The sequence below is a fragment of the Paenibacillus sp. PSB04 genome, from assembly GCF_025809195.1.
In the GTDB taxonomy this organism is placed as follows: Bacteria; Bacillota; Bacilli; order Paenibacillales; family Paenibacillaceae; genus Paenibacillus_AQ; species Paenibacillus_AQ favisporus.
This window is the reverse complement of the sequence record NZ_CP081301.1, coordinates 4,040,833-4,061,638: the sequence shown is the minus strand read 5'-3', so window position 1 is coordinate 4,061,638 and position 20,806 is coordinate 4,040,833. Positions and strand designations below refer to the sequence as shown.

At 55.2% G+C, this 20,806-nt stretch carries 18 protein-coding genes; 8 read left to right on the top strand and 10 right to left on the bottom strand.

Annotated features, from left to right (window positions below):
• Window positions 1-45: 45 nt before the first annotated feature.
• From K2F33_RS18880 to leuC, 9 genes are all read right to left on the bottom strand, one after another.
• Complete coding sequence (locus K2F33_RS18880; protein WP_076170940.1) at window positions 46-318, bottom strand: NAD/NADP transhydrogenase alpha subunit; 273 nt, start codon at window positions 316-318, stop codon at window positions 46-48.
• Window positions 319-350: 32 nt separating this feature from the next.
• Window positions 351-1,025: an endonuclease III gene (gene nth / locus K2F33_RS18875; protein ID WP_076170938.1), complete on the bottom strand. Its 675-nt coding sequence runs from the start codon at window positions 1,023-1,025 to the stop codon at window positions 351-353.
• An 89-nt stretch (window positions 1,026-1,114) separates the two neighbouring features.
• Entirely contained in the window at window positions 1,115-3,850 is a 2,736-nt protein-coding gene (locus tag K2F33_RS18870; RefSeq protein WP_263878244.1) for an S-layer homology domain-containing protein, read from the bottom strand.
• A gap of 191 nt (window positions 3,851-4,041) precedes the next feature.
• Complete coding sequence (locus K2F33_RS18865) at window positions 4,042-4,749, bottom strand: GerMN domain-containing protein (protein WP_263878243.1); 708 nt, start codon at window positions 4,747-4,749, stop codon at window positions 4,042-4,044.
• A gap of 31 nt (window positions 4,750-4,780) precedes the next feature.
• Window positions 4,781-6,232 carry an N-acetylmuramoyl-L-alanine amidase family protein gene (locus K2F33_RS18860; protein WP_263878242.1) on the bottom strand — a complete coding sequence of 484 codons (1,452 nt, stop codon included), beginning with the start codon at window positions 6,230-6,232 and terminating at the stop codon, window positions 4,781-4,783.
• A gap of 281 nt (window positions 6,233-6,513) precedes the next feature.
• Window positions 6,514-7,191 carry a GerMN domain-containing protein gene (locus tag K2F33_RS18855; RefSeq protein ID WP_318670954.1) on the bottom strand — a complete coding sequence of 226 codons (678 nt, stop codon included), beginning with the start codon at window positions 7,189-7,191 and terminating at the stop codon, window positions 6,514-6,516.
• A 28-nt stretch (window positions 7,192-7,219) separates the two neighbouring features.
• Entirely contained in the window at window positions 7,220-8,722 is a 1,503-nt protein-coding gene (locus K2F33_RS18850) for an N-acetylmuramoyl-L-alanine amidase family protein (RefSeq protein ID WP_263878241.1), read from the bottom strand.
• 295 nt (window positions 8,723-9,017) lie between these two features.
• The gene (gene leuD, locus K2F33_RS18845; protein ID WP_076170928.1) at window positions 9,018-9,620 is read right to left on the bottom strand and encodes a 3-isopropylmalate dehydratase small subunit; all 603 of its coding nucleotides are present in this window, start codon (window positions 9,618-9,620) and stop codon (window positions 9,018-9,020) included.
• A 14-nt stretch (window positions 9,621-9,634) separates the two neighbouring features.
• Entirely contained in the window at window positions 9,635-11,059 is a 1,425-nt protein-coding gene (gene leuC, locus K2F33_RS18840) for a 3-isopropylmalate dehydratase large subunit (RefSeq protein WP_089548008.1), read from the bottom strand.
• 204 nt (window positions 11,060-11,263) lie between these two features.
• On the opposite strand from leuC, the gene K2F33_RS18835 reads away from it, so the two are divergent.
• A complete protein-coding gene (locus K2F33_RS18835) occupies window positions 11,264-12,175 on the top strand; it encodes a LysR family transcriptional regulator (RefSeq protein ID WP_076170924.1) in 912 nt (303 codons plus the stop codon).
• A 79-nt stretch (window positions 12,176-12,254) separates the two neighbouring features.
• Here the strand turns inward: K2F33_RS18835 and K2F33_RS18830 are convergent, their stop codons facing one another.
• Window positions 12,255-13,073 (bottom strand): carbon-nitrogen family hydrolase, encoded by an 819-nt coding sequence (locus K2F33_RS18830; RefSeq protein ID WP_089548009.1) that lies wholly within the window; start codon window positions 13,071-13,073, stop codon window positions 12,255-12,257.
• Window positions 13,074-13,248: 175 nt separating this feature from the next.
• Between K2F33_RS18830 and K2F33_RS18825 the strand changes: the two genes are divergently transcribed.
• The 7 genes from K2F33_RS18825 to mtnB all read left to right on the top strand — a co-directional run bounded on the left by K2F33_RS18825 (window position 13,249) and on the right by mtnB (window position 20,709).
• Window positions 13,249-14,460, top strand: a complete 1,212-nt coding sequence (locus K2F33_RS18825) for a pyridoxal phosphate-dependent aminotransferase (protein ID WP_089548010.1) — start codon at window positions 13,249-13,251, stop codon at window positions 14,458-14,460.
• 382 nt (window positions 14,461-14,842) lie between these two features.
• Window positions 14,843-15,946, top strand: a complete 1,104-nt coding sequence (proB, locus tag K2F33_RS18820) for a glutamate 5-kinase (RefSeq protein ID WP_089548011.1) — start codon at window positions 14,843-14,845, stop codon at window positions 15,944-15,946.
• A gap of 37 nt (window positions 15,947-15,983) precedes the next feature.
• Window positions 15,984-17,231, top strand: coding sequence for a glutamate-5-semialdehyde dehydrogenase (locus K2F33_RS18815; protein ID WP_263878240.1), 1,248 nt, complete (start codon window positions 15,984-15,986; stop codon window positions 17,229-17,231).
• Between the two features lie 46 nt (window positions 17,232-17,277).
• Window positions 17,278-18,138, top strand: a complete 861-nt coding sequence (proC, locus tag K2F33_RS18810; protein ID WP_076170916.1) for a pyrroline-5-carboxylate reductase — start codon at window positions 17,278-17,280, stop codon at window positions 18,136-18,138.
• Entirely contained in the window at window positions 18,135-19,358 is a 1,224-nt protein-coding gene (locus tag K2F33_RS18805) for a 2,3-diketo-5-methylthiopentyl-1-phosphate enolase (protein WP_263878239.1), read from the top strand. The genes proC and K2F33_RS18805 overlap by 4 nt, the downstream gene beginning before the upstream one ends.
• Window positions 19,355-20,029, top strand: coding sequence for a 2-hydroxy-3-keto-5-methylthiopentenyl-1-phosphate phosphatase (locus K2F33_RS18800; protein WP_263878238.1), 675 nt, complete (start codon window positions 19,355-19,357; stop codon window positions 20,027-20,029). The genes K2F33_RS18805 and K2F33_RS18800 overlap by 4 nt, the downstream gene beginning before the upstream one ends.
• Window positions 20,030-20,031: 2 nt before the next feature.
• A complete protein-coding gene (mtnB, locus tag K2F33_RS18795) occupies window positions 20,032-20,709 on the top strand; it encodes a methylthioribulose 1-phosphate dehydratase (RefSeq protein WP_076170910.1) in 678 nt (225 codons plus the stop codon).
• Window positions 20,710-20,806: the final 97 nt, after the last annotated feature.

Below are 20,806 nucleotides of genomic sequence, written 5' to 3'. Positions count from 1 at the left end.
TACCATTCGGTTTTATCCTGGGCCTTACGCTGCATATACAGGCCGTTAAATCGACGCGCTTTCCAGTTCCGGAATCAAAATTTCAAAGACTTTGCCGTGCTGCAAAATCGTCAAGCCCCGGGACTTGTCCTTCATGACAACGACTTCAGGCTTAACGGACATCCGGTCCAGGTAATGCTCAGGCACGTCGCCCGAATGGCTCACCGTGATTCCTTCGACTTCCTTCTCTTCGTTTTCGCTCAGTTTGCTTTCCACAACCGCGTCAAAAATATCGGAAAACATTTCAAAATTGTCTGTGTACACCGAAATGCATTTCATCTAAATCCCATCCTTCTCCATCTTTGTTCTTCCTATCCTGTATGTTCCTTATCTTTTCTGATTTGGGACGTCTTCATACGTTTTTTTCCTTCACGGCACACATCGAGCAGCGGACATACCTGACATTTCGGATTCTGTGCCTTGCAGTGATACCGGCCGAAGAAGATGAGCCTGTGGTGCGTGATCGTCCACTCATCCTTGGGCACCCGCTTCATCAGCTTTTTCTCCACTTCGAGCACCGAGTCCTTCCAGCCCGCCAGGGCAAGCCGCTTGGAAACCCGCTCGACGTGCGTATCCACCGCAATCGCCGGAACGTCAAAAGCATTCGACACCACCACATTGGCCGTCTTGCGTCCTACGCCGGGAAGCTGTACCAGCTTGTCATGCTCTCGTGGAACCTCTCCGCCATACTGTTCGATCAGAATGCGGCACAGATTGTGGATGTGCTTGGCTTTGTTCCGGTACAGGCCGATCCGGCGGATATCCTGTTCGAGCTCCTCCAAGGGAACCGAAACATAATCCTCAGGCGTTTTATACTTTTGAAAAAGATCCTTGGTTACCTTGTTTACCGTTTCGTCCGTACACTGGGCGGACAACAGAACCGCGATCGTCAGCTCGAACGCATTGCTGTGGTTTAATTCACAATGCGCATCAGGGAACATCGCTCCGATCGTGTCCAAAATATAGCGAACGGTTTCAGCCTTCATGCGAAGTACCTCCTGCAAAAAAAAACGTCCTGACGCGGGTAAGAACCCCGCATCAAGACGGTGTATCTTATGACCATTCCCAAAGCATACTATTGTTTCTGTATTTCTACAATCGTTCCATTGTTTAAATACAATACAATAGTATCATTTTCTTTCAGGGATTGCACGGTCAATATCGTGTCACCTTGATGAATATATGCGCCAGGCGAAAGCGTGTAAAGGTTGGCATCATTGACATTTTGCCGTTTCACATATATTTCCTTCGCATAACTGTCATATTTCCAGTAGGTTTGGGTCGTTACGTTCAGCACCTTGACCACGGCATTGCCGCTTTCGTCCTTGCGGACTTCGACGCGGTTGCCCGCAGCCAGGTTCCCCAGGCTCAGAGCGCTGCCGGCGTCATTGACGATTTTCGACCCGGTTCCGAGCTTGAACGTTTCCGTCGTGCCGGCATAATCCTTCACCGTAATGCTTGGCGATGCCGCAGAAGAGTCCACCGCCGTGATTTGGCCCGTCGTCAGCTTCACGATTTGCGCGGCAGCCGCGTTTGTTCCGTTAAACGTCACGTTGAGGATTTGTCCGGCACGAATATCCGCCAGTTCCACCGCCTGTCCGTTATCTCCTGTCAGTGCGGCTTTGTCCAGATAGAACTGGCTCGTCACGCCATCCTTCTTCACCGTAATTCGGCTGCTGGTATAGTTCATGTCCACGACTTCAAACTGAACCGTCGATTTCAATAGAATGGACGAAATGGCATCCTGCGTCGCATTCAGCACGAGGGCGACATCACTGCCGATCTTCACGTCGGACAGCGAAGCGTTGCTCTTGCCGTATGCCTGTACAGCAGGATTACTGTATGGCAGCACGAGTGTTTCCCCGCCAGGGGTTACCACAGTTATCTTCTTGGCAGCCGTATCGATCGCGGTTACCTTGCCGTCGTACTGGTAGATAACCTCAAGCGACAGCGCCCGGTTCGTCAGATAGCTGACGTTCACTTTACGGCCGGTCGTCAGCAGCGATTCGATGCCGGACAGCGTCGGATTGGCCGTGTTGTACACCAGCTTGGTTTTATCGTCAAGCGTCACAACGAACGGTTTTTTGTTGGCATCCATCAGCGTGAGCAGCTTCGTCTTCGGTTCATAGGATACGACCGAGGCTCCGCGTTTTTGCTCCATCTGGCGGTTCAGCACTTCGATTTTGGTTACCTGCTCGTCAGGATTCAGCGTAATTTGCACCTGGTCGCCAGCGGTGGAATCCGCGATCAGATCGCTAAGAAGCGGTGCGCTGATGCCGCTGATGACGATTTCCGGCTTGCTGGCAAGAAGCTTCACTTCAAGTGCTCCGCCGTCCCGCTTGTAGGTGATGGTCGAGCCGTTTGCTCCAACCTCATACAAGGATCCGCGGATCGTACGCTCCACTCCCTGTTTTAATTCAATGGATTGAATCATGTTGTTTCTGATCGTGTAATTAATGGTCGAGCCCGCTTTCAGTTCGGATGGAGACAGAATCTCATTCTGGTAACTGAAGAACGAGTTGGCATCCCAAGTGTAGCTCTCGAGATTGCCCGCGTCATTTTTGATAACGAGCGACTTGGTGGCCGTATCGATGCTCTGCAGCGTTCCGGTGCCCGTCTTGTTCACGATCCCCGATTTCACTTGAACGATGACCGTTTTCTTCGCAGAGCTGAACGTTTCACGAGATACCGATACCTTGCTGCCGACCGCGATGGCGGAAGGATCGATCTTCGCACCGTTCTGATCCAGGAACGTCGTGCCCGCATCATATGTAAACTGCTGGAACGTGCTGTTCGTTTCGATCCAGAGAATGTTCCCCGGAGACAGCTTCTGGAACGTTCCTTCCGTGCTTTCCAGCTGAACGGTTGGATCCGTCACTTCCACATACCCTGCCTTCGTCCCGCTGCCGATGACCATCACTTTGGTGTACGGCTTCAGTTCCGTAAAGGCAATCTTCGTTTCCGAATCCTTTGTAAAATATCCGGTTGTCGCATCAAGGGCGTAGCTCTTCACACTGCCGTCTACATACAAATCAAGCTTATTATCGCTCAGCCCGGTGATGATGCCTTCGGCGGAGTTGTCGTACTTAATGTTGTTGTAGGCTTCGGCCCGGCTGAAAAAGGTCGCCAGCTGGGCGCGCGTAACCGAACCTTGCGGATCAAAGCGGTTACCATCCACACCATTCGTCAATCCCAGCTCCAGTGCCACGTTCACAAAGCCGCGTTTTGAAGCGGAAATCTTGCCGTTATCGGCAAACGTCGTGGCCTTCGAGGCTGCGGCGGAAGCTTGGCTTTCCTTGCCCAGAGCGCGGACGAGCACTTCGGTGATCCACTCCCGGCTCGCCTTCCGCTCGCCCCAGTTTCCCTTTTGACCGGTGGCCGCGCTTTCGGATGCCTTGTTCAGCAGGCTTTGCTGGAAAGCGAGTGCAACGTATGGCTTGAAATAATTATTTACGACGACATTCTCCGGCAGCGCAACGGCCGTGTCCGTGCTCAGCTTGTTCTGAAGCCCGGCAAAACGGATCGCCATCGTAACAGCTTCCTGCTGGGTCACATAATCGTTTGGACGGAACAGCCCTTTATCACCGAGGATGATGCCTTGGGCAGCAAGCTTGTATATATGCTTCTCAGCCCAGAATCCGCTCTTGACGTCACTGAACTGGCCGGCAGAAGCTGCTGTTACACTTGCTCCGGTCGTCGCCGGGGTATCCGCGAATACGGCTGTGCCCGAGCTTAATGCCATCATACCGACCAGGACGGCGGAGACGACTTTTTTAGAAGGTAAGGAATGATTGCTGCGTTTCTGAACCATGATAGTGCCCCTCTCTGAAATAAATAGAAAGAACTAAAGCGGAGGCGCCCGTTCCCCAGGAATCATAGCTCCCACAAAGGATGCGCGACGCTCCAACTTTAGTTCGATACTATCAGCCATGCTCTAGCTGTATATAATTCGACATCCAGGAGCCGAGCTCCTGCTATATTTCCTGAAATTCCCCAAAAAAATCAGTGTCTTGTCATCGGATGCTCCAAATCGACATGCCCCATCAGGCTTTCCACCTTGGCGCCGTCAACCAGCAGTTCGATCGACTTCACTTCGTCAAACTGGAACAGCGTGTTGTCGAGCGCGTCCAAGGCGAACTGCTCGCCCCCTGCACCAAGACGGGCCTCATCCGGCATATGAATGTCGATGGTGAGCTGACCGTCCTTCATGCTCAGCGATTTAAGTTCCACCTTGCCCCAGAGAGGAACGAGGTCCGATTTGTCGCTGGCCTGCAGCGCTTCGAACGCCTTCTTATACTTTTCATCATCGCTGCTGAAGCTGATTTCCTTCTGGACTTTGTGCAAATCCAGCTCCTCAGGATCTGTATAATAGACATCGATATTCAAGCTTTTTTGGTTCGAATTCGTCGTTTGTGTGGACGTGGATTGGCCCTGGCCAGTCGACTCTTGACCCTGTCCTTGCCCTTGCGAACCGGATGAGGTCTGACCTTGGTCTGAACCTTGGTCCTGCCCGCTGTCGGAAGTAACGGCACCGTTGGTGCCTTCGGTTCCCGTTTCTCCGGCTGCCGTATCTCCGCCGCTTCCAGTCACCTGCTGATCGGAGGCCGTCTCCTGCTGCTGATCTGGTGAGGCGGTCGGCTTCTGGCCGCAGCCTGCCAAAGCAACCAACGCCAGAGCCAGAACCCCTGCACACCAAACTTTTTTATTCATTGACTTCCCGCCTCCTTGTTCCTGCGACTCATCATGATTTCACACCTAAATACTCTTTAATACCACTGACAATGCCTTTGGCAACCCGCTGCTGGAAGCTTTCCGAGAAAAGGGCAGCCTCGTCGTTTTTGTTGCTCAGATAACCGACTTCCAGCAGCACAGCCGGCATCTTCGTCTCGCGAATGACGTGGAAATTGCCGTAGCGAACGCCGCGGTCCTTCAGTCCGGTGGCTTGTACCAGGTACTTATGCATCACGTTGGCCAGCGCCTTGCTGGCATCCCGCTGATAATAGGTTTCACTTCCTGTTGCCACAGAGGAGCCTGCACTGTTCGCATGAATGGAAATAAACACATCCGCCTTCAAATCGTTGGCGATCTTTACCCGTTCGCTCAGTTCAAGGAACGTATCGTCACTGCGGGTAAGTACGACATCGATGTTAGGATCATTTTTGAGCAGAGCCCCTACTTTGAGGGCAACCGCCAAGTTAAACGCTTTTTCTTTTTTGCCGGAAACGCCTGATGCGCCAGGATCCTGATCGCCATGGCCTGCATCAATGACGACGATTTTTTTGCCGCCTCCGCCAACTGGAGTGGAAGGAGTGCCGCTGTCTGATGTGTTCAAGTCGATGATATACATCCCGTTTTCATTGGTCAGCTTATAATTTTTTGCATAATTCAGATCAATGACCACGCGTACCGTGGAAGGATTATCGTTATACAGCGAGTAACGGACTTTGGATACATCCGGATAGCCGCTGACGTTGATTGAGCCGTTATAATTGCTGTCCAGCGGAGAAGAACCGCTGAATTGATCCGAAAATTTCGCGTTCGTCAGATCGATGACGACCCGATCGGGACCAGTCATTTTAAAACTGCTGGCCTTAACCGACCCGCTGGTTGCGATCAGCAGCCGGTTGTCGCTGAAGCTGAGTCCATTGACGAGCCCGACGCTGCTGTCGTTATCGCCGCTGCCGCTGCCGCTGCCGGGTACGGTTGTCCCGCCGTTGCCTGCACCGGTGCCGGCATTTCCGCTGTTTCCGGCATTCGAATCCGGGGTAATTAAATATACCACTTTCTTCACATTATCCCAGCTGACGGTCAGTCCCATTTGCTCACTCACAAAGCGAAGCGGGACGATGACCGTGTCGGTGCGCAGAATCGGCGCGATATTAAGTGCAACCTTACTGCCGTTAACCGTAGCATTCTTTTGATTAACAACAAGCTTTATGACTGTCGAGTCCTTTTGTATGGTTACCGTGCCGGTCTTCTGCTCCCATGCGACTTCAAATCCCAGACTCTCTCCGACCACACGAAATGGGATCATCGTATTACCCTTCACATTTTCAACCACTGCATTACCTGTTAGCTTCAGCTCATTGTCATTCAAAAAAATCTTTGTGCTCCCTGCCGCAGCCTGTCCATTATGAGGAAACGCCAAAATGAAGACAAATATAAACGCAAACAAAAAACCAAACTTCTTCATTATTCACCCCTACCATTCTCAAATTTTTCAACTGCTTTTTGACGTTTCGGCTTCGGCATCTTCGACATCACCAGACATTTATTAGACGCGAGCCCCCTTGAAAAGTTGCGAATATATTCCTCTATATGCAAAAGTTTTACTATGACTTTGGATGGACAAAACCGGGATTTTATGTATTATCGATTCAAACACCCCTGCTGAAAAGCATGGTTCCCGCAAAAAAAGCATGCCGACTCCCAATAGGAATCGGCATGCTTCTTCGTTACGATTGAAACGATGATCTACTCGCCTCTCTTGATCGGATGGTCGAGATCCATGTGGCCCATCAGACTCTCCACGGCTTGGCCGTCGACGAGGATGTCGATCGCTTTGATTTCGTCGAATTGAAACATCGTTTGCTTGAGCGAGTCGAGGGCAAATTGTTCCCCGCCCGATCCCAGCCGTGCTTCGTCCGGGATATGAATATCCATATGCAGGAGTCCCGTATCCGTGTCCAGCGACATTTTGGTCAATTCGATTTTCCCCCACAGCGGAACGAGGTCGGTGCTGCCGCTGTCTTGAAGCGCTTTGAACGCCTCAACGTATTTCTCAAGAGGAACCTGGTAGCTGATCTCCTTCTGGGCTTTCTTCAGCTCCATTTCCTGCGGGTCGGTGTAATATACATCAATGGTCAATTTCTGAAAGCTGGGTTGATCCTTAGCTGCCTCACCGGTTGAATCACCCTTGGGTTCCCCGGTCCCTCCACTGCTGTCACTGCCCGAATTGCTGCCTGCCGTGCTGTCATCCGGAGCAGTACTTTCCGTAACCGGCGGCGATGTGCTCTCGTCCGCTTGAACCGAGCTCGGTTCGGAAGCGCTCGCTGGGGGTGGAGGAGCCGTCTTCGCTTTCTGACCGCAGCCTGCTCCCACAATCATCACAGCGGACAGAAGAACTGCGCACCATATTTTTTTATTCACCATAACACTCCTTTCAGCCAAGTTCCGAATTCTATAATCCCAAATATTCCTTAATGCCGCTCACAATTCCCTGCGCGACGGACTGCTGGACGTTTTCGGAGAACAAGGTTGCCTCATCCTTCGGATTGCTCAGATAACCAACCTCCAGGAGAACAGCCGGCATTTTGGTCTCCCGAATGACGTGGAAGTTGCCGTATCTCACTCCCCGGTCCGCCAGGCCGGTAGCCTGAACCAAATACTTGTGCAGCACGTTCGCCAGCGATTTGCTTGCATCACGCTGATAATAGGTTTCGCTGCCGCTCGCCGCAGACGAGCCTGCGCTGTTCGCATGAATGGATACAAATACGTCGGCATTCAGATCGTTGGCTATTTTAACACGGTCCTTCAACTCGAGGAAAGTGTCATCGCTTCTCGTCAGAACAAAATCGATATTCGGCTCGCTCCCGAGAAGCTGTCCGACCTTCAGGGCAACCGCCAAGTTGAAGTCCTTCTCCTTCGTTTTCGAATAGCCGATCGTCCCGGGATCCTTGGCACCGTGCCCGGCGTCGATCACGACGACCTTCTTCCCGCTGCCCCCGACCGGAACCGACGGCGTCTCCGAAGCTAAATTCAAATCGACGATAAACATCCCGCTTCCGGACGGATCCGGGTAAGCGGCATAGTTTTTGGCATAGTTCAAATCAATCACGATCCGAACGGTGGACGGACTGCTGCTGAACAACGAATACCGGATCCCGGAAACGTCGGGATACCCGCTGACGTCCAGTTTCCCTTGAGCGTCAGCGCTCAAGGGAAGCGTCTCGCCCAGTGCTCCTGAGAATTGGGTCTGCGGCAGATCCACGACGATGCGGTCCGGATTTTTCATCGAAAACACTTTCGGGACCACATTTCCATTACCGGAGGTAGCGATCATCAGGCGGTTGTCGCTAAAACTGATGCCAGTCAGCTCGGCAGTCCCCTCCTGGCCGGTCACGCCGGATCCTTCAGAACCGCCTGACGGAGCGGTGCCTTCCGGATTGCCGTTCCCCGTATCAGGAACCGGTATTGTGCCTCCACTCCCTGCTCCTGTTCCCGGATCGGCTCCCGACGGATTCGATCCATCCGTCGACAGATACACAGTTTTGTTGACGCCATCCCAACTGACCGCAAGACCCATTTGTTCGCTCACGAACCGGATCGGCACAACGACGCTGCCCTTCTGCAGGAGCGGCGGCTGATCCAGGCTCACCTTTTTGCCGTTCACGGTTGCCGATTTCTGCTTCACGACTAGCAGCATCTTGGTGCTGCCTTTCTGAATCGTGACCTTCTGCGACTTCTGCTCCCAATCTACGGCAAATCCAAGATTTTCACCGACCACGCGGAAGGGAACCATAATGCTCCCGTTCACGTTGACAACCCCTGCGTCCGCAGGCATGTCCAGTTGTTTCCCGTCCAGCACGATCTCCGTGCCGCTTGCCGCCGATACCGACGGCGCCTGGGCGCCGACAATAAAGGCGAACATTAATAAAAACAGTAAAAAGCCGAATTTCTTCATGTTCCACCTCTGACAAACTGATTTTTTGCTGCTGCTCGTGACAAGCCGCAGAATGTATGTATAAAAAAAACATTAACGGTATTTGACCTGTAACAATTTCTGTGCGCTAAGCTTATATTCCTGCTTGATTTTACAAATTTTTACCTGTTTTGTTTCCCGATTTATCCAAATATCGACCTCCCTTGACTCCTTCGGCTCCTCGGGTATACTCCAGCGCCCAGCAAAAAAGCCCCCACACTCCTTATCGGAGCATGGGAGCTTATAATGAAGGGCAGTGCCCATCCGGCTGGATAAGTTACGCGAACAAGCGATCCGCGTGCTTTTGCTCATAGGCGGAGATGGCGTCTTCATGCTGAAGGGTCAGGCCGATATCGTCCAGGCCTTGCAGCAGGAATTGCCGGCGGTGCTCATCCAGGTCGAAATCGATACGCAGTCCTTGGGCATCCGTGATCGTTTTGTTTTCCAGGTCGACGTTCAGCTCGTAGCCTTCATTTGCTGCCGTACGCTGGAACAGGTCTTCCACCTGCTCTTCAGACAGTTTGATCGGCAGAATGCCGTTCTTAAAGCAGTTGTTGTAGAAAATGTCTGCGAACGATGGAGCGATGATGCATCTGAACCCGTAATCCATGATCGCCCATGGCGCATGCTCACGGGAAGAACCGCAGCCGAAGTTCGCTCTGGAGATCAGAACCGAAGCTCCTTTATAGCGCGGCTGGTTCAGCGAAAACTGCGGGATGTCGTTGCCCTGCTCATCGAATCTCCATTCATAGAACAGAAATTGTCCGAAACCGGTGCGTTCGATCCGCTTCAAAAATTGTTTAGGAATGATGGCATCCGTATCCACGTTCACCCGGTCTACCGGAGCGACGAGACCTGTTAATTTCGTAAAAGCTTCCATGTTTATTCTCCTCCTTAGCTGCTGACCGCTTCCGTTTTGAAGTTCCAATCACGGACATCCGTGAACCGACCCTTGATCGCTGCTGCTGCAGCCATTGCCGGAGACACGAGGTGCGTGCGTCCGCCGCGGCCTTGACGGCCTTCGAAGTTCCGGTTGGACGTCGATGCGCAGCGCTGTCCCGGCTGGAGAACGTCCGGGTTCATCGCCAGGCACATGCTGCATCCGGCATCGCGCCATTCGAAGCCCGCTTCGGTGAAAATTTTGTCCAGTCCTTCCTTCTCCGCCTGGATCTTGACGCGTCCCGAACCCGGAACGACGATCGCCGTTACCCGGTCGGACACTTTGTGCCCCTTGGCTACCTGGGCCGCAGCGCGCAGGTCCTCGATCCGGCCGTTGGTGCAGGAACCGATAAACACGTAGTCGATTTCGATTTCCGACATCGGCGTTCCCGGCGTCAGGCCCATATATTCAATCGCTTTTTCAGCTGCTTTGCGTTCGTTTTCGGTCGGCAGTTCCGCCGGCACCGGCACGCGAGACGTAATGTCCGTACCCATACCCGGGCTCGTTCCCCAGGTCACTTGCGGGATCAGGGTTTCCACGTCAAACTCCACAACGCGGTCGTATGCTGCACCTTCGTCGGTGACGAGCTGCTTCCACTGCTCCACCGCTTGGTCAAAGTCGCTGCCTTGCGGCACGTATTGGCGTCCGCGCAAGTATTCGAATGTCGTTTCATCCGGAGCGATCATGCCCGCTCTCGCACCGCCTTCGATCGACATGTTGCAGACGGTCATGCGCTCTTCCATCGACAGCTCGCGAATCGCTTCGCCCGTGTACTCAATGACATAACCTGTAGCAAAATCCGTGCCATACTTGGCAATAACGCCGAGGATCATGTCTTTCGCCGTTACGCCGGGGTTGCGCTTGCCGACGAAGCGCACTTCCATCGTCTTCGCTTTGGCCTGCTGCAAGCATTGGGTAGCCAGCACGTGTTCCACTTCGCTTGTGCCGATCCCGAATGCCAGAGCGCCGAATGCGCCGTGAGTCGAGGTGTGGCTGTCCCCGCAGACGATCGTTTTGCCCGGATGGGTCAGACCGAGTTCCGGCCCCATAACGTGCACGACCCCTTGATCAATCGTATCCAGATCAAAGAGGGTGACGCCGAAGTCGCGGCAGTTCTGCGACAGCGTGTCGATCTGCTGCTTGGAGATCGGGTCTTTAATGTTAAAGCGGTCCTTCGTCGGTACGTTATGGTCCATCGTTGCGAACGTCAGCTCCGGACGGCGCACCTTGCGGCCGCTCAGGCGCAGGCCCTCGAAGGCTTGCGGGGACGTTACCTCGTGGACGAGGTGCAAATCGATGTACAAAATGCTCGGCTTGCCTTCTTCCTGATGAATCACGTGGTTATCCCAGATTTTCTCAAACATCGTTCTTTTACTCATCACTGTCACCTCTTCATGGTTTCGTTCCTTGGAAGAGACACCGGACAGAAGTCGATTCAGCCCGGCAGCCTCTTGAATTAAACTAAATATAGCATTTGCAGCTTAATTGATCCAAGATATAATATCTATAAAAGTAATAGGAATTAACTATCAAGCAAAGCGTGTTTTGTCCGCTACTTTATAGAAAGCAAAGGAAGGTGTCTCATGGAACTTAGACAGCTGCAATACGCACTCCAAATCGCCCAAGAGCGAAATTTTTCCCGGGCCGCCGAGAAGCTGCACATCGCCCAGCCCTCCTTGAGCCAACAGCTGTCCAAGCTGGAGAAAGAGCTCGGGGTGCTGCTGTTCCAGCGCAATACAAGCACAGTGGAGCTGACGCATGCCGGGGCTTCCTTCATGGAGCAGGCCCAAAAAATTATAGACGCCGTGGAGCTGCTGCGCCAGGAAATGGCTGATATATCCCAGCTGAAGAGCGGCAAGGTGGTCATCGGCAGCATGCCGATTACAGGCGCGCACTTGCTTCCGCATGTGCTTCCCACATTCAAACGCCAGTACCCTGACATCGAAATCACCCTGCTGGAGGACTCCTCTATGAACCTGGAAAAGCTTACGGCGGGAGGCAAGTCGGACCTCAGCCTGCTCTCCCTGCCGCTGCAGGAGCCTTCGCTGACATACGAGGTGATCGGTGAAGAAAAGATCGACCTCGCCGTACCAGAATCGCATCCGCTCGCTGCCAGAGCCAAAGCCGGGAAGCCGGTTCCGGTCCGGATCGATGAGCTGAGCGGGGAATCGTTTATCGTGCTCAAAAAGGGACAGGGCTTCCGCAAAATAACCTTCGACCTGTGCCAGCAGGCCGGTTTCGAGCCCAAGGTCGTCTTTGAGAGCAACAACATGGAGACGATCCAGTCGCTCGTCGCCACGGGCATGGGCATCACGCTGGTACCGCGTTTTATCGCGCGGGCACCGCGAAGCGAATTCGTGCCGGTATACCTTCCCCTTGCCGAGCCGGTGCCGAGCCGGACACTTGTGGTCGCATACCGGCGCGGACGGTATTTGTCCAAAGCGGCGGAGGCTTTTATCGAAACGTTCAAGGATACGCTGAATGATCTGGTCTAAAAAACGTGTAAAGGCCCGGGCGGAGAGCCCGGACCTTTTTTTCATGTGCGGTTTCCGGTTTGAAGATTGAGGTATGCGGTTACGGTTTACGGTAAATATCGGGGCGGCGGTCCTCGAACACCGGAATCCGGCCTCTCACTTCATCGACCAGTCCAAGATCGAGTTCACCGGTCACGATCTCTTCGCCTTCGCCGCCCTCAGCCACAATCTCGCCCCAAGGGTCGATGATGAGCGAATGGCCGAAGAACTCGGTGCTTCCGCTCACCCCGACGCGGTTGCAGGCGATGACATACATCTGGTTCTCGATCGCCCGGGCCATCAGCAGCGTGCGCCAGTGGTGAAGGCGCGGATTCGGCCATTCGGCAGGCACGATCAGCACCTTTACCCCGTTCAGCGCCTGGGTGCGGGCCAGTTCCGGAAAACGGATGTCGTAGCAGATTGAAGCGCCGGCCTGAAAGCCCTCACGCAATGTAAAGCTGACAATTTCATCGCCGGCCTCTAGATGCTTCTCCTCGTCCATCAGCCGGAACAGGTGAATCTTGGAATATTGGGCCGTCGTGTCACCTTGTTCATTAAAAACGTACATCGTGTTGTAGATGCCGCCGTCCTTCTTCTCCGCGATGGAGCCACCAACGATCGTCACCCCGTGCCGCTTGGCAAAAGCCGATAACCATTCCCGGCTCTCCCTGCCATCCGGATCCGCAAGCTCCTGGATCTGCTCCAGCGCGTAACCAGTATTCCACATTTCGGGCAGCACCAGCAGTTCCGGCTTCGGCTCCGCAGACACCGCCTGTTCCAGCAGGACTTCCATATGGCGGCGGTTCGCCTCCGGCTGGCCGATTTGAATATCGGCCTGTATTAAAGCGGCTCGCAGCACCGCGCGTTCATTTAAAGGCATGATTGGTTCCTCCCCTGGATCATGGCGCGAACGGCTTGATCCGCAAATCTCATTTGTATACCATCATAGTCCCTGCCCATTCCGCGTGCAAGCAGTCATTTCCCTCTATACAGCCCTGATAAATCGTGATAGATTTAAACATATTATTCTCGAGTCCAGACCGGAGTGATTTGATATGCATTCATCAGAGGACAACGCACGTCCGACATCCGCTTTTCCCATCGTACCCGCCGAAGTGATGACCCAGCTGCCGACCCAGTTTTTCGCTACCCTCGTGCAGAAGGTGAACCGGGAAATCGCCGCTGGGCATGACGTCATCAATCTGGGGCAGGGCAATCCCGATACACCCACGCCGGGACACATCGTATCCGCGCTGCAGGAGGCGGCAGCCAACCCGCTCTATCATAAATATTCGCCGTTTACCGGCTTTGCCTTTTTAAAGGAAGCGATCGCGAAGCGCTATCTCGAGGATTATGGCGTGGAGCTTGACCCTGAGAAAGAGGTTGCCATTTTGTTCGGCGGCAAAACGGGACTCGTGCAGCTCCCGCAGATTTTGCTCAATCCCGGCGATCTGTGCCTCGTTCCGGATCCGGGATACCCCGATTACTGGTCCGGCGTAGCGCTGGCCAAAGCCGAAATGTCGTTTATGCCGCTGCTGGCGGACAACGCCTTCCTGCCGGATTACGGCCGGATCAGCCCGGCGGACCGGGCACGCGCCAAGCTGATGTTCCTGAATTATCCGAACAATCCGACATCGGCCGTCGCCCCGCTAAGCTTCTATGAGGACACGGTCCGCTTCGCCAGAGAGCACGGCATCGTCGTCGCAAGCGACTTTGCTTACGGTGCCATCGGCTTTGACGGCGAGCGCCCCGTCAGCTTCCTGCAGGCACCAGGCGCCAAGGAAGTCGGCATCGAATTCTACACCCTGTCCAAAACGTACAACATGGCTGGCTGGCGTGTCGGATTTGCGCTGGGCAACAGGGACGTGATTTCGCTCATCAACAACCTGCAGGATCATATTTACGTCAGTCTGTTCGGCGGCATCCAAGCCGCTGCTGCTGCGGCGCTCACCTCCTCCCAGGACTGCGTACAGCAGCTCGTGCAGCGGTATGAATCGCGTCGCAACGCCTTTTTCGACGGTCTCGGCCGCATCGGCTGGGCGGCGGAGAAGCCGGGCGGTTCCTTCTTCAGCTGGCTGCCGGTGCCCAATGGCTTTACGTCGGAGTCGTTTGCCGACCTCCTGCTGAAAGAAGCCAAGGTGGCCGTTGCTCCCGGCATCGGTTTCGGCCGGCATGGCGAAGGCTACGTCCGCGTCGGGCTGCTGACCTCCGAGGAGAGGCTGCAGGAAGCAGCCGAGCGGATCGGACGGCTGAATCTGTTCGTATAACCTTTTGCAAAGACTGCCGCTTCGTGGTATTCTAGGTGAAAATAAAGCGGATGAACCAAAGGAAGCATAATAGAACCATAATGAAACGCGTTGACGGGACCAGTAAGAACGGCAACTCGCGCCCAGAGAGTAAATTCCACCGGCTGAAAGAATTTACCGCGAGCCCTTCCGAAACCTACCCCTGAGCGGCCTGCTTGTGTGCAGGACAGTGCCTTCTGTTACAGGGCCCAAAGCCGGATGATCCAATCATCAATAAAGGTGGTACCGCGGAAGTATAAACTTTCGTCCTTTACTCCAAAGGACGAAAGTTTTTTTGTTGTACCAGGAAGTTTTTATGAGGAAAACAGAGCAGTCTTATATTAGAAAAGGAACGTGATATCCTATGCCATCTCGAGTCGTCGTCAAAATCGGCAGCAGCTCGCTCACTAGCGTTGAAGGCGGACTGAACCGCGATGCGGTCGCTTTCTTTGCGGGCGAAATTGCAGCACTCATCAAAGCCGGATGCGAAGTGCTGCTGGTCACCTCCGGTGCCGTCGCGGCCGGTTTCCGGGCGATCGGCTACAGCTTCCGGCCCAAGCTTTTGCACGAAAAGCAGGCCGCAGCCTCCGTCGGCCAGGCGCTGCTTATGCAGGCGTACCAGGAAGCATTCGCCTCGCACGGCATCACCGCCGCGCAAATCCTGCTGACCCGCACCGACTTTTGCAGCCGCAAGCGCATGAACAATGCCAGCATGACCGTCGAGGAGCTGCTGAAGCAGGGGGCGGTCCCCATATTCAACGAAAACGATACCGTTTCGGTTGATGAGCTGAAATTCGGCGACAACGACACGCTGTCGGCGCTCGTCGCCAACCTGGTCAAAGCCCAGCACCTGCTGATCCTGACCGATACGGACGGTCTTTATACGGCCGATCCGCGGAATAATCCGAATGCGATCCGGTTTGACCATGTCGGAGAAATTACCGAGGAGATCTACTCCATTGCCGGCGGCGCCGGTTCATCCGTTGGTACGGGCGGCATGCGTTCCAAAGTGGATGCAGCCAAAATCGCCACCCGCGGCGGCGTGCCGGTCTTCGTGGGCCGCGTGACCGAGAACGGCGATCTTCGCAGCGCCATGGAAGGCCGCGGCAAAGGAACCTACTTCGACACCGAGCTGCACTCGCTGCCGATGAAGAAGCAGTGGCTCGGGTTCATGTCCACACCGCTCGGCACTCTCTACGTGGACCGGGGAGCGGAGGAAGCGCTTGTTCATGGCGGCCACAGCCTTCTCCCCGTTGGCGTGAAGCAGGTCGAAGGCCAGTTTCATGCTGGCGACGTCGTCGAGGTGCTGAACCTGGAAGGGACGGTCTGCGGCCGCGGCATCGTCAATTATGACGATGAGCAGCTCAGGCGGATTCAGGGCTTGGGCAGCGCTGAAGTGATCCGGACGCTGGATACCGTTCACCGGCTCGAAGTGATTCATAGGGATGAGTGGATTACCTTAAAATAGGTTACTCACATAATAAGGACAAGGAGGCATTTATGATATGAGTGAAGTAAGATCAAAAGCAGAACGCGCCGGCGCTGCTGCCGCCGTATTAAACCGGCTGAGCACCGACGAGAAAAATCAGGCGCTGCTTCGCATGGCCGAGGCGCTGCGTCAGAAGCAGGATGACATTATCGCGGCCAACGCCGAAGACCTTGAGCGCGGCCGCCAGCAGGGAACTTCATCCTCGCTGCTCGACCGCCTGGCCCTTAATCCGCAGCGGATCGACGCCATCGCCGCAGGGCTCGAGCAAATCGTCGAGCTCCCCGATCCGGTCGGCGACGAGCTGGAGAATATCGAACGGCCAAACGGGCTCCGCATCCGCAAATACCGCGTACCGCTTGGCGTTATCGGCATCATTTACGAAGCGCGCCCGAACGTGACCGTCGACGCCGCCGGCCTGTGTCTGAAGACAGGAAATGCCGTGGTGCTGCGGGGCGGTTCCTCCGCCCTCTCCTCCAACCGCAAAATCGTCGAGGTGCTCCATGGCGCCCTCGCCTCCACCGCCATTCCGCCGGAGGCGCTGCAGCTGATCGAGGATCCGAACCGTTCCTCGGTTGACGAGATGCTGAAGCTGAACGGCCTGCTCGATGTCGTCATACCTCGCGGCGGCAGCTCGCTCATCCGCACCGTAGTGGAAAACGCCACCGTGCCGGTCATCGAAACGGGCGCCGGCATCTGCCATACGTATCTGGATGAGACGGCCGATCCCGTGATGGCCGAAGAGATCTCGATCAATGCCAAGGTACAGCGTCCGTCGGTCTGCAATTCGATGGAGACGCTGATCGTGCATCAGGCGTACGCCCGGGAACATCTCTTGGCGCTGGCAGAAACATTCAAGGAAGCCGGCGTCGAGCTGCGCGGCGACGAAGAAACCCGCAGAATCGTCGACTGGGCTCTCCCGGTCACAGAAGAAGATTATGCAACGGAGTACAATGATTACATTTTGAACGTAAAAATTGTAGAATCGATAGATGAGGCCATGCAGCACATTGCTGCTTACGGTACCAAGCATTCCGAATGCATCGTTACCGCCGATCAGCGCCATGCCGAACGTTTCCTTCAGGAAGTGGACGCTGCCGCCGTATACCATAACGCTTCCACCCGCTTTACGGACGGCTTCGAATTCGGATTTGGCGCAGAGATCGGCATCAGCACGCAAAAGCTGCACGCCCGCGGCCCGATGGGCCTGCCGGCTCTGACTTCCACGAAATACATCATCCATGGAAATGGACAAATTCGCGGGTAATACCGGAGCTTTACAATACCGGCTTACCGCGCAAGGAGGAATTATAATGAGTCAACAACAGGCCATGATTGCCCAGCCCATTACCTTTTACGGTGCAGGAGCGATGGCGGAAGCCATCGTCAGAGGATTGATCGGAAGATCGGTCGTCAATGCCGGAAGCCTGACCATGCTGAACCGCTCCAACTCGGGGCGGCTCGAAGAGCTCAAGCACCGCTACAATGTCAAAACGAACAATGACCCGGCGGAAACGACGGAAATTTTGCGTGAATCTCCGATTATCGTGCTCGCTATCAAGCCGAAGGATGCGGCTAACGTGCTGCGCAAACTCGGTCCGCTGCTCTCCGATAACACGCTGATCGTATCCGTCATCGCAGGTCTCACCATTCGCACGATCCAGGATCTGCTCGGACGCAAGCAGCCCGTCGCCCGCACGATGCCGAACACCTCCAGCTCCATCGGCCTCGGTGCAACCGGCGTCTCCTTCTCCAAGGAAATCAACGACCAGGACCGCCAGACGGTCATGACGCTGTTCCAGGCTGTCGGTACGGTAACGGTCGTGGAAGAAGACAAGCTGGAAATTTTGACCGGCATCTCCGGCAGCGGCCCCGCTTATATCTATTACATGATGGAAGCGATGATGGCTGCCGGCATCCGCGGCGGACTGACGCCGCAGCAGTGCAAGGAACTTACGGTGCAGACGGTTCTTGGCGCCGCACGGATGGTGCAGCAGACCGGCGAAGAGCCTGCCGCCCTCCGGGCGAAGGTGACATCGCCGAACGGCTCCACCCAGGCGGCACTGGAAACGCTTGACAAAGGCGATTTCTTCGAAACAGTGATCGCTGCCGTGAACCGCTGCGCGGAACGCTCCCGGGAAATGGGGGCCGCGCTGAAGGAGGGAATTTCATGAGCCGCTGCACAGCCACGTACCGGCTGTATGACGACAAGGCCGACTTTCGTAAAAAGGCCGATTCGATCGCTGTCGGCATGACCGTCGGCAGCTGGACCGAGCTTCCCCAAGCAAAGCGGGAATCGATGCAGAAGCATCTTGGCGAAGTGCTCCAGGTGGACGTGCATGAGCCGGAAGGCGCCGCACCCGGCGAGCGGTACGCCGACGTCACCATCGCGTACCCGGACATCAACTTCAGCCGCGACATTCCGGCCCTGCTCGTCACCGTTTTCGGCAAAATCTCGATGGACGGCAAAATCAAGCTGAACCGCCTCGGCTTTTCAGATCATTTCGTGCAGGGTTTCCCCGGCCCCAAATTCGGCATCGCCGGCATTCGGGACATTCTCGGCGTCCATGACCGGCCGCTTCTGATGAGCATTTTCAAGTCCGTCATCGGCCTGAATGCGGACGAGCTGCGCGAGCAGTTTCTGAGACAAGCCCTCGGGGGAGTCGATCTGATTAAAGACGACGAGATCCTGTTCGAAAACGAACTGACGCCGATCGAAAAGCGCGTGGAAGTATGCCTGAAGGCGGCAGAAGCGGCGCAGAAAGAAACAGGCAAGAAGCTGCTGTATGCGGCCAATTTGACCGGACCGACGTCCAGCTTGAAGAGCCAAGCGAAGAAGGCGATCGGCGCCGGCGCGAACGCGCTGCTGTTCAACGTCTTGTCCTACGGCTACGACGTGCTGCATGAACTGAGCAGCGATCCGGAGATCAACGTTCCGATCGCCGCGCATCCGGCCCTCGCGGGAGCCTTCTACCCGTCGCCGCATTACGGTATCTCTGCCTCGGTGCTGCTCGGCCAGCTTATGCGGCTCGCCGGCGCGGATCTGGTGCTCTTCCCTTCCCCTTACGGATCCGTGACGATGCCTAAGGCGGAAAACATGGCGATCCGTGACGAGCTGATCAGCCGGGAACTGCCAATGAAGGCCAGCATGCCGGTGCCTTCGGCGGGAATCCATCCCGGACTCGTGCCGCTCATCCTGCGGGATTTCGGAACCGACGTGGTCGTGAACGCCGGCGGCGGCATTCACGGCCATCCGATGGGTACGGAGGCCGGCGGACGGGCGTTTGTGCAGGCGATTGCTGCGGCGCAGCAGTCCATTCCGCTCGCCCAGTATGCCGAAGACGGCCATCCTGAGCTGAAGGCCGCCCTGGACGCCTGGGGAGGCGAACGATGACAGCCAAGAAACGCGTAATCTTTTGCGATTTTGACGGCACGATCACACTGTCGGATAACATCGTGGCGATCATGAAGCATTTTGACCCGGCCGGGTACAAGCCGATCATGGAAGATACGGTCAGCCAGAAGATCACCCTGCGCGAAGGCGTCGGCGCCATGTTCGCCCTGCTGCCTTCTTCGATGAAGGACGAAATTGTCAGCTACGTCTTAAGCCGGGCGGGCATTCGCGACGGCTTCCGTGAATTTCTGGACTATGCCAGAGAGGAAAATATCGGCTTTTACGTGACCAGCGGCGGCATGGACTTTTTTATCGATCCGCTCCTCGAGCCGTTCGGAATTCCGTCCGACCATATTTTCTGCAACAGCGCCGATTTCAGCGGAGAGCGGATCAAGATCCTCTGGCCGCACCCTTGCCAGGATCCCTGCCATAACGGCTGCGGGATGTGCAAAACGACGGTCATGCGGCGGTTCCCGGAAGACGAATACGAGCGGATTCTGATCGGCGACAGCCTGACCGACTTCGAAGGCGCCAAAATCGCCGACCTCGTCTACTCCCGCTCCATCCTGACGGACAAATGCGCGGAGCTTGGCGTGAAGCATGTTCCTTTTGAAACCTTTTTTGACATTATCGAGGACATGAAGAAGAAACAACGACAAGGAGTGCTGTAGACATGACCTTTGCCGGCATTAGCCTGGAGCATAAGCAGCAGGTTCTCGGAGAGTTGAGCCTGATCAAACAGCAGTTTGCCGCGAAGAACTGGTTCCCGGGGACCAGCGGCAATCTTTCGATGCGGGTGGGCGAATTTGACCCGGAAGCCTTTTATTTCGCCATTACGGCGAGCGGTAAAGACAAGTCGCTGACGACGCCGGAAGACTTTTTGTTCGTGGACAAAAGCGGCCGGGCGGTGGAAACGACCTCGCTGAAGCCCAGCGCGGAGACGCAAATCCACTGCGAAATATACCGTCTCACCGGCTGCGGCGCCGTGTTCCATGTGCATACGATCTTTAACAACCTGATCAGCGAATGGTTCGGGGAGGCCGGAGCCGTGCCGGCTCAGGGCATCGAGTTGATTAAAGCGTTCAACATTTGGGAGGAAAATGCGCCGATTTCCATCCCTGTGCTTCCGAACTATGCGGATATTCCCCGCATTGCCGAACTCGTGGAAGGCGTGCTGAACCCGGCCGTACCGGGAATCCTGCTGCGCAACCACGGCATTTATGCCTGGGGCAAAAACGCGTTTGAAGCGAAAAAGCATCTGGAGGCGTTTGAATTCATTTTTGAATATTTGTACCGCAGCATGCTTCTTCAGAACAGTGCCGCCCCGCTTACGCTGGATGGCCGGCGTTAAGCAACCGCGGAAGCAGCCTTGCTGCTCCTGTTGAAACAAGCAAAAAATCCTTATTCCATACCGGATCTGCCGGCGTCGGAATAAGGATTTTTTTGTC

Excerpts from the sequence above, each read along its gene's own strand:
- mtnB (WP_076170910.1), top strand. The coding sequence starts at position 20,032 with ATGACCTTTGCCGGCATTAGCCTGGAGCATAAGCAGCAGGTTCTCGGA.
- K2F33_RS18860 (WP_263878242.1), bottom strand. The coding sequence starts at position 6,232 with ATGAAGAAGTTTGGTTTTTTGTTTGCGTTTATATTTGTCTTCATTTTG.
- K2F33_RS18805 (WP_263878239.1), top strand. The coding sequence starts at position 18,135 with ATGAGCCGCTGCACAGCCACGTACCGGCTGTATGACGACAAGGCCGAC.
- leuC (WP_089548008.1), bottom strand. The coding sequence starts at position 11,059 with ATGAGTAAAAGAACGATGTTTGAGAAAATCTGGGATAACCACGTGATT.
- leuD (WP_076170928.1), bottom strand. The coding sequence starts at position 9,620 with ATGGAAGCTTTTACGAAATTAACAGGTCTCGTCGCTCCGGTAGACCGG.
- K2F33_RS18835 (WP_076170924.1), top strand. The coding sequence starts at position 11,264 with ATGGAACTTAGACAGCTGCAATACGCACTCCAAATCGCCCAAGAGCGA.
- K2F33_RS18855 (WP_318670954.1), bottom strand. The coding sequence starts at position 7,191 with ATGGTGAATAAAAAAATATGGTGCGCAGTTCTTCTGTCCGCTGTGATG.
- K2F33_RS18870 (WP_263878244.1), bottom strand. The coding sequence starts at position 3,850 with ATGGTTCAGAAACGCAGCAATCATTCCTTACCTTCTAAAAAAGTCGTC.
- nth (WP_076170938.1), bottom strand. The coding sequence starts at position 1,025 with ATGAAGGCTGAAACCGTTCGCTATATTTTGGACACGATCGGAGCGATG.
- K2F33_RS18825 (WP_089548010.1), top strand. The coding sequence starts at position 13,249 with ATGCATTCATCAGAGGACAACGCACGTCCGACATCCGCTTTTCCCATC.
- K2F33_RS18880 (WP_076170940.1), bottom strand. The coding sequence starts at position 318 with ATGAAATGCATTTCGGTGTACACAGACAATTTTGAAATGTTTTCCGAT.
- K2F33_RS18850 (WP_263878241.1), bottom strand. The coding sequence starts at position 8,722 with ATGAAGAAATTCGGCTTTTTACTGTTTTTATTAATGTTCGCCTTTATT.
- K2F33_RS18830 (WP_089548009.1), bottom strand. The coding sequence starts at position 13,073 with ATGCCTTTAAATGAACGCGCGGTGCTGCGAGCCGCTTTAATACAGGCC.
- K2F33_RS18815 (WP_263878240.1), top strand. The coding sequence starts at position 15,984 with ATGAGTGAAGTAAGATCAAAAGCAGAACGCGCCGGCGCTGCTGCCGCC.
- proB (WP_089548011.1), top strand. The coding sequence starts at position 14,843 with ATGCCATCTCGAGTCGTCGTCAAAATCGGCAGCAGCTCGCTCACTAGC.
- K2F33_RS18865 (WP_263878243.1), bottom strand. The coding sequence starts at position 4,749 with ATGAATAAAAAAGTTTGGTGTGCAGGGGTTCTGGCTCTGGCGTTGGTT.
- proC (WP_076170916.1), top strand. The coding sequence starts at position 17,278 with ATGAGTCAACAACAGGCCATGATTGCCCAGCCCATTACCTTTTACGGT.
- K2F33_RS18800 (WP_263878238.1), top strand. The coding sequence starts at position 19,355 with ATGACAGCCAAGAAACGCGTAATCTTTTGCGATTTTGACGGCACGATC.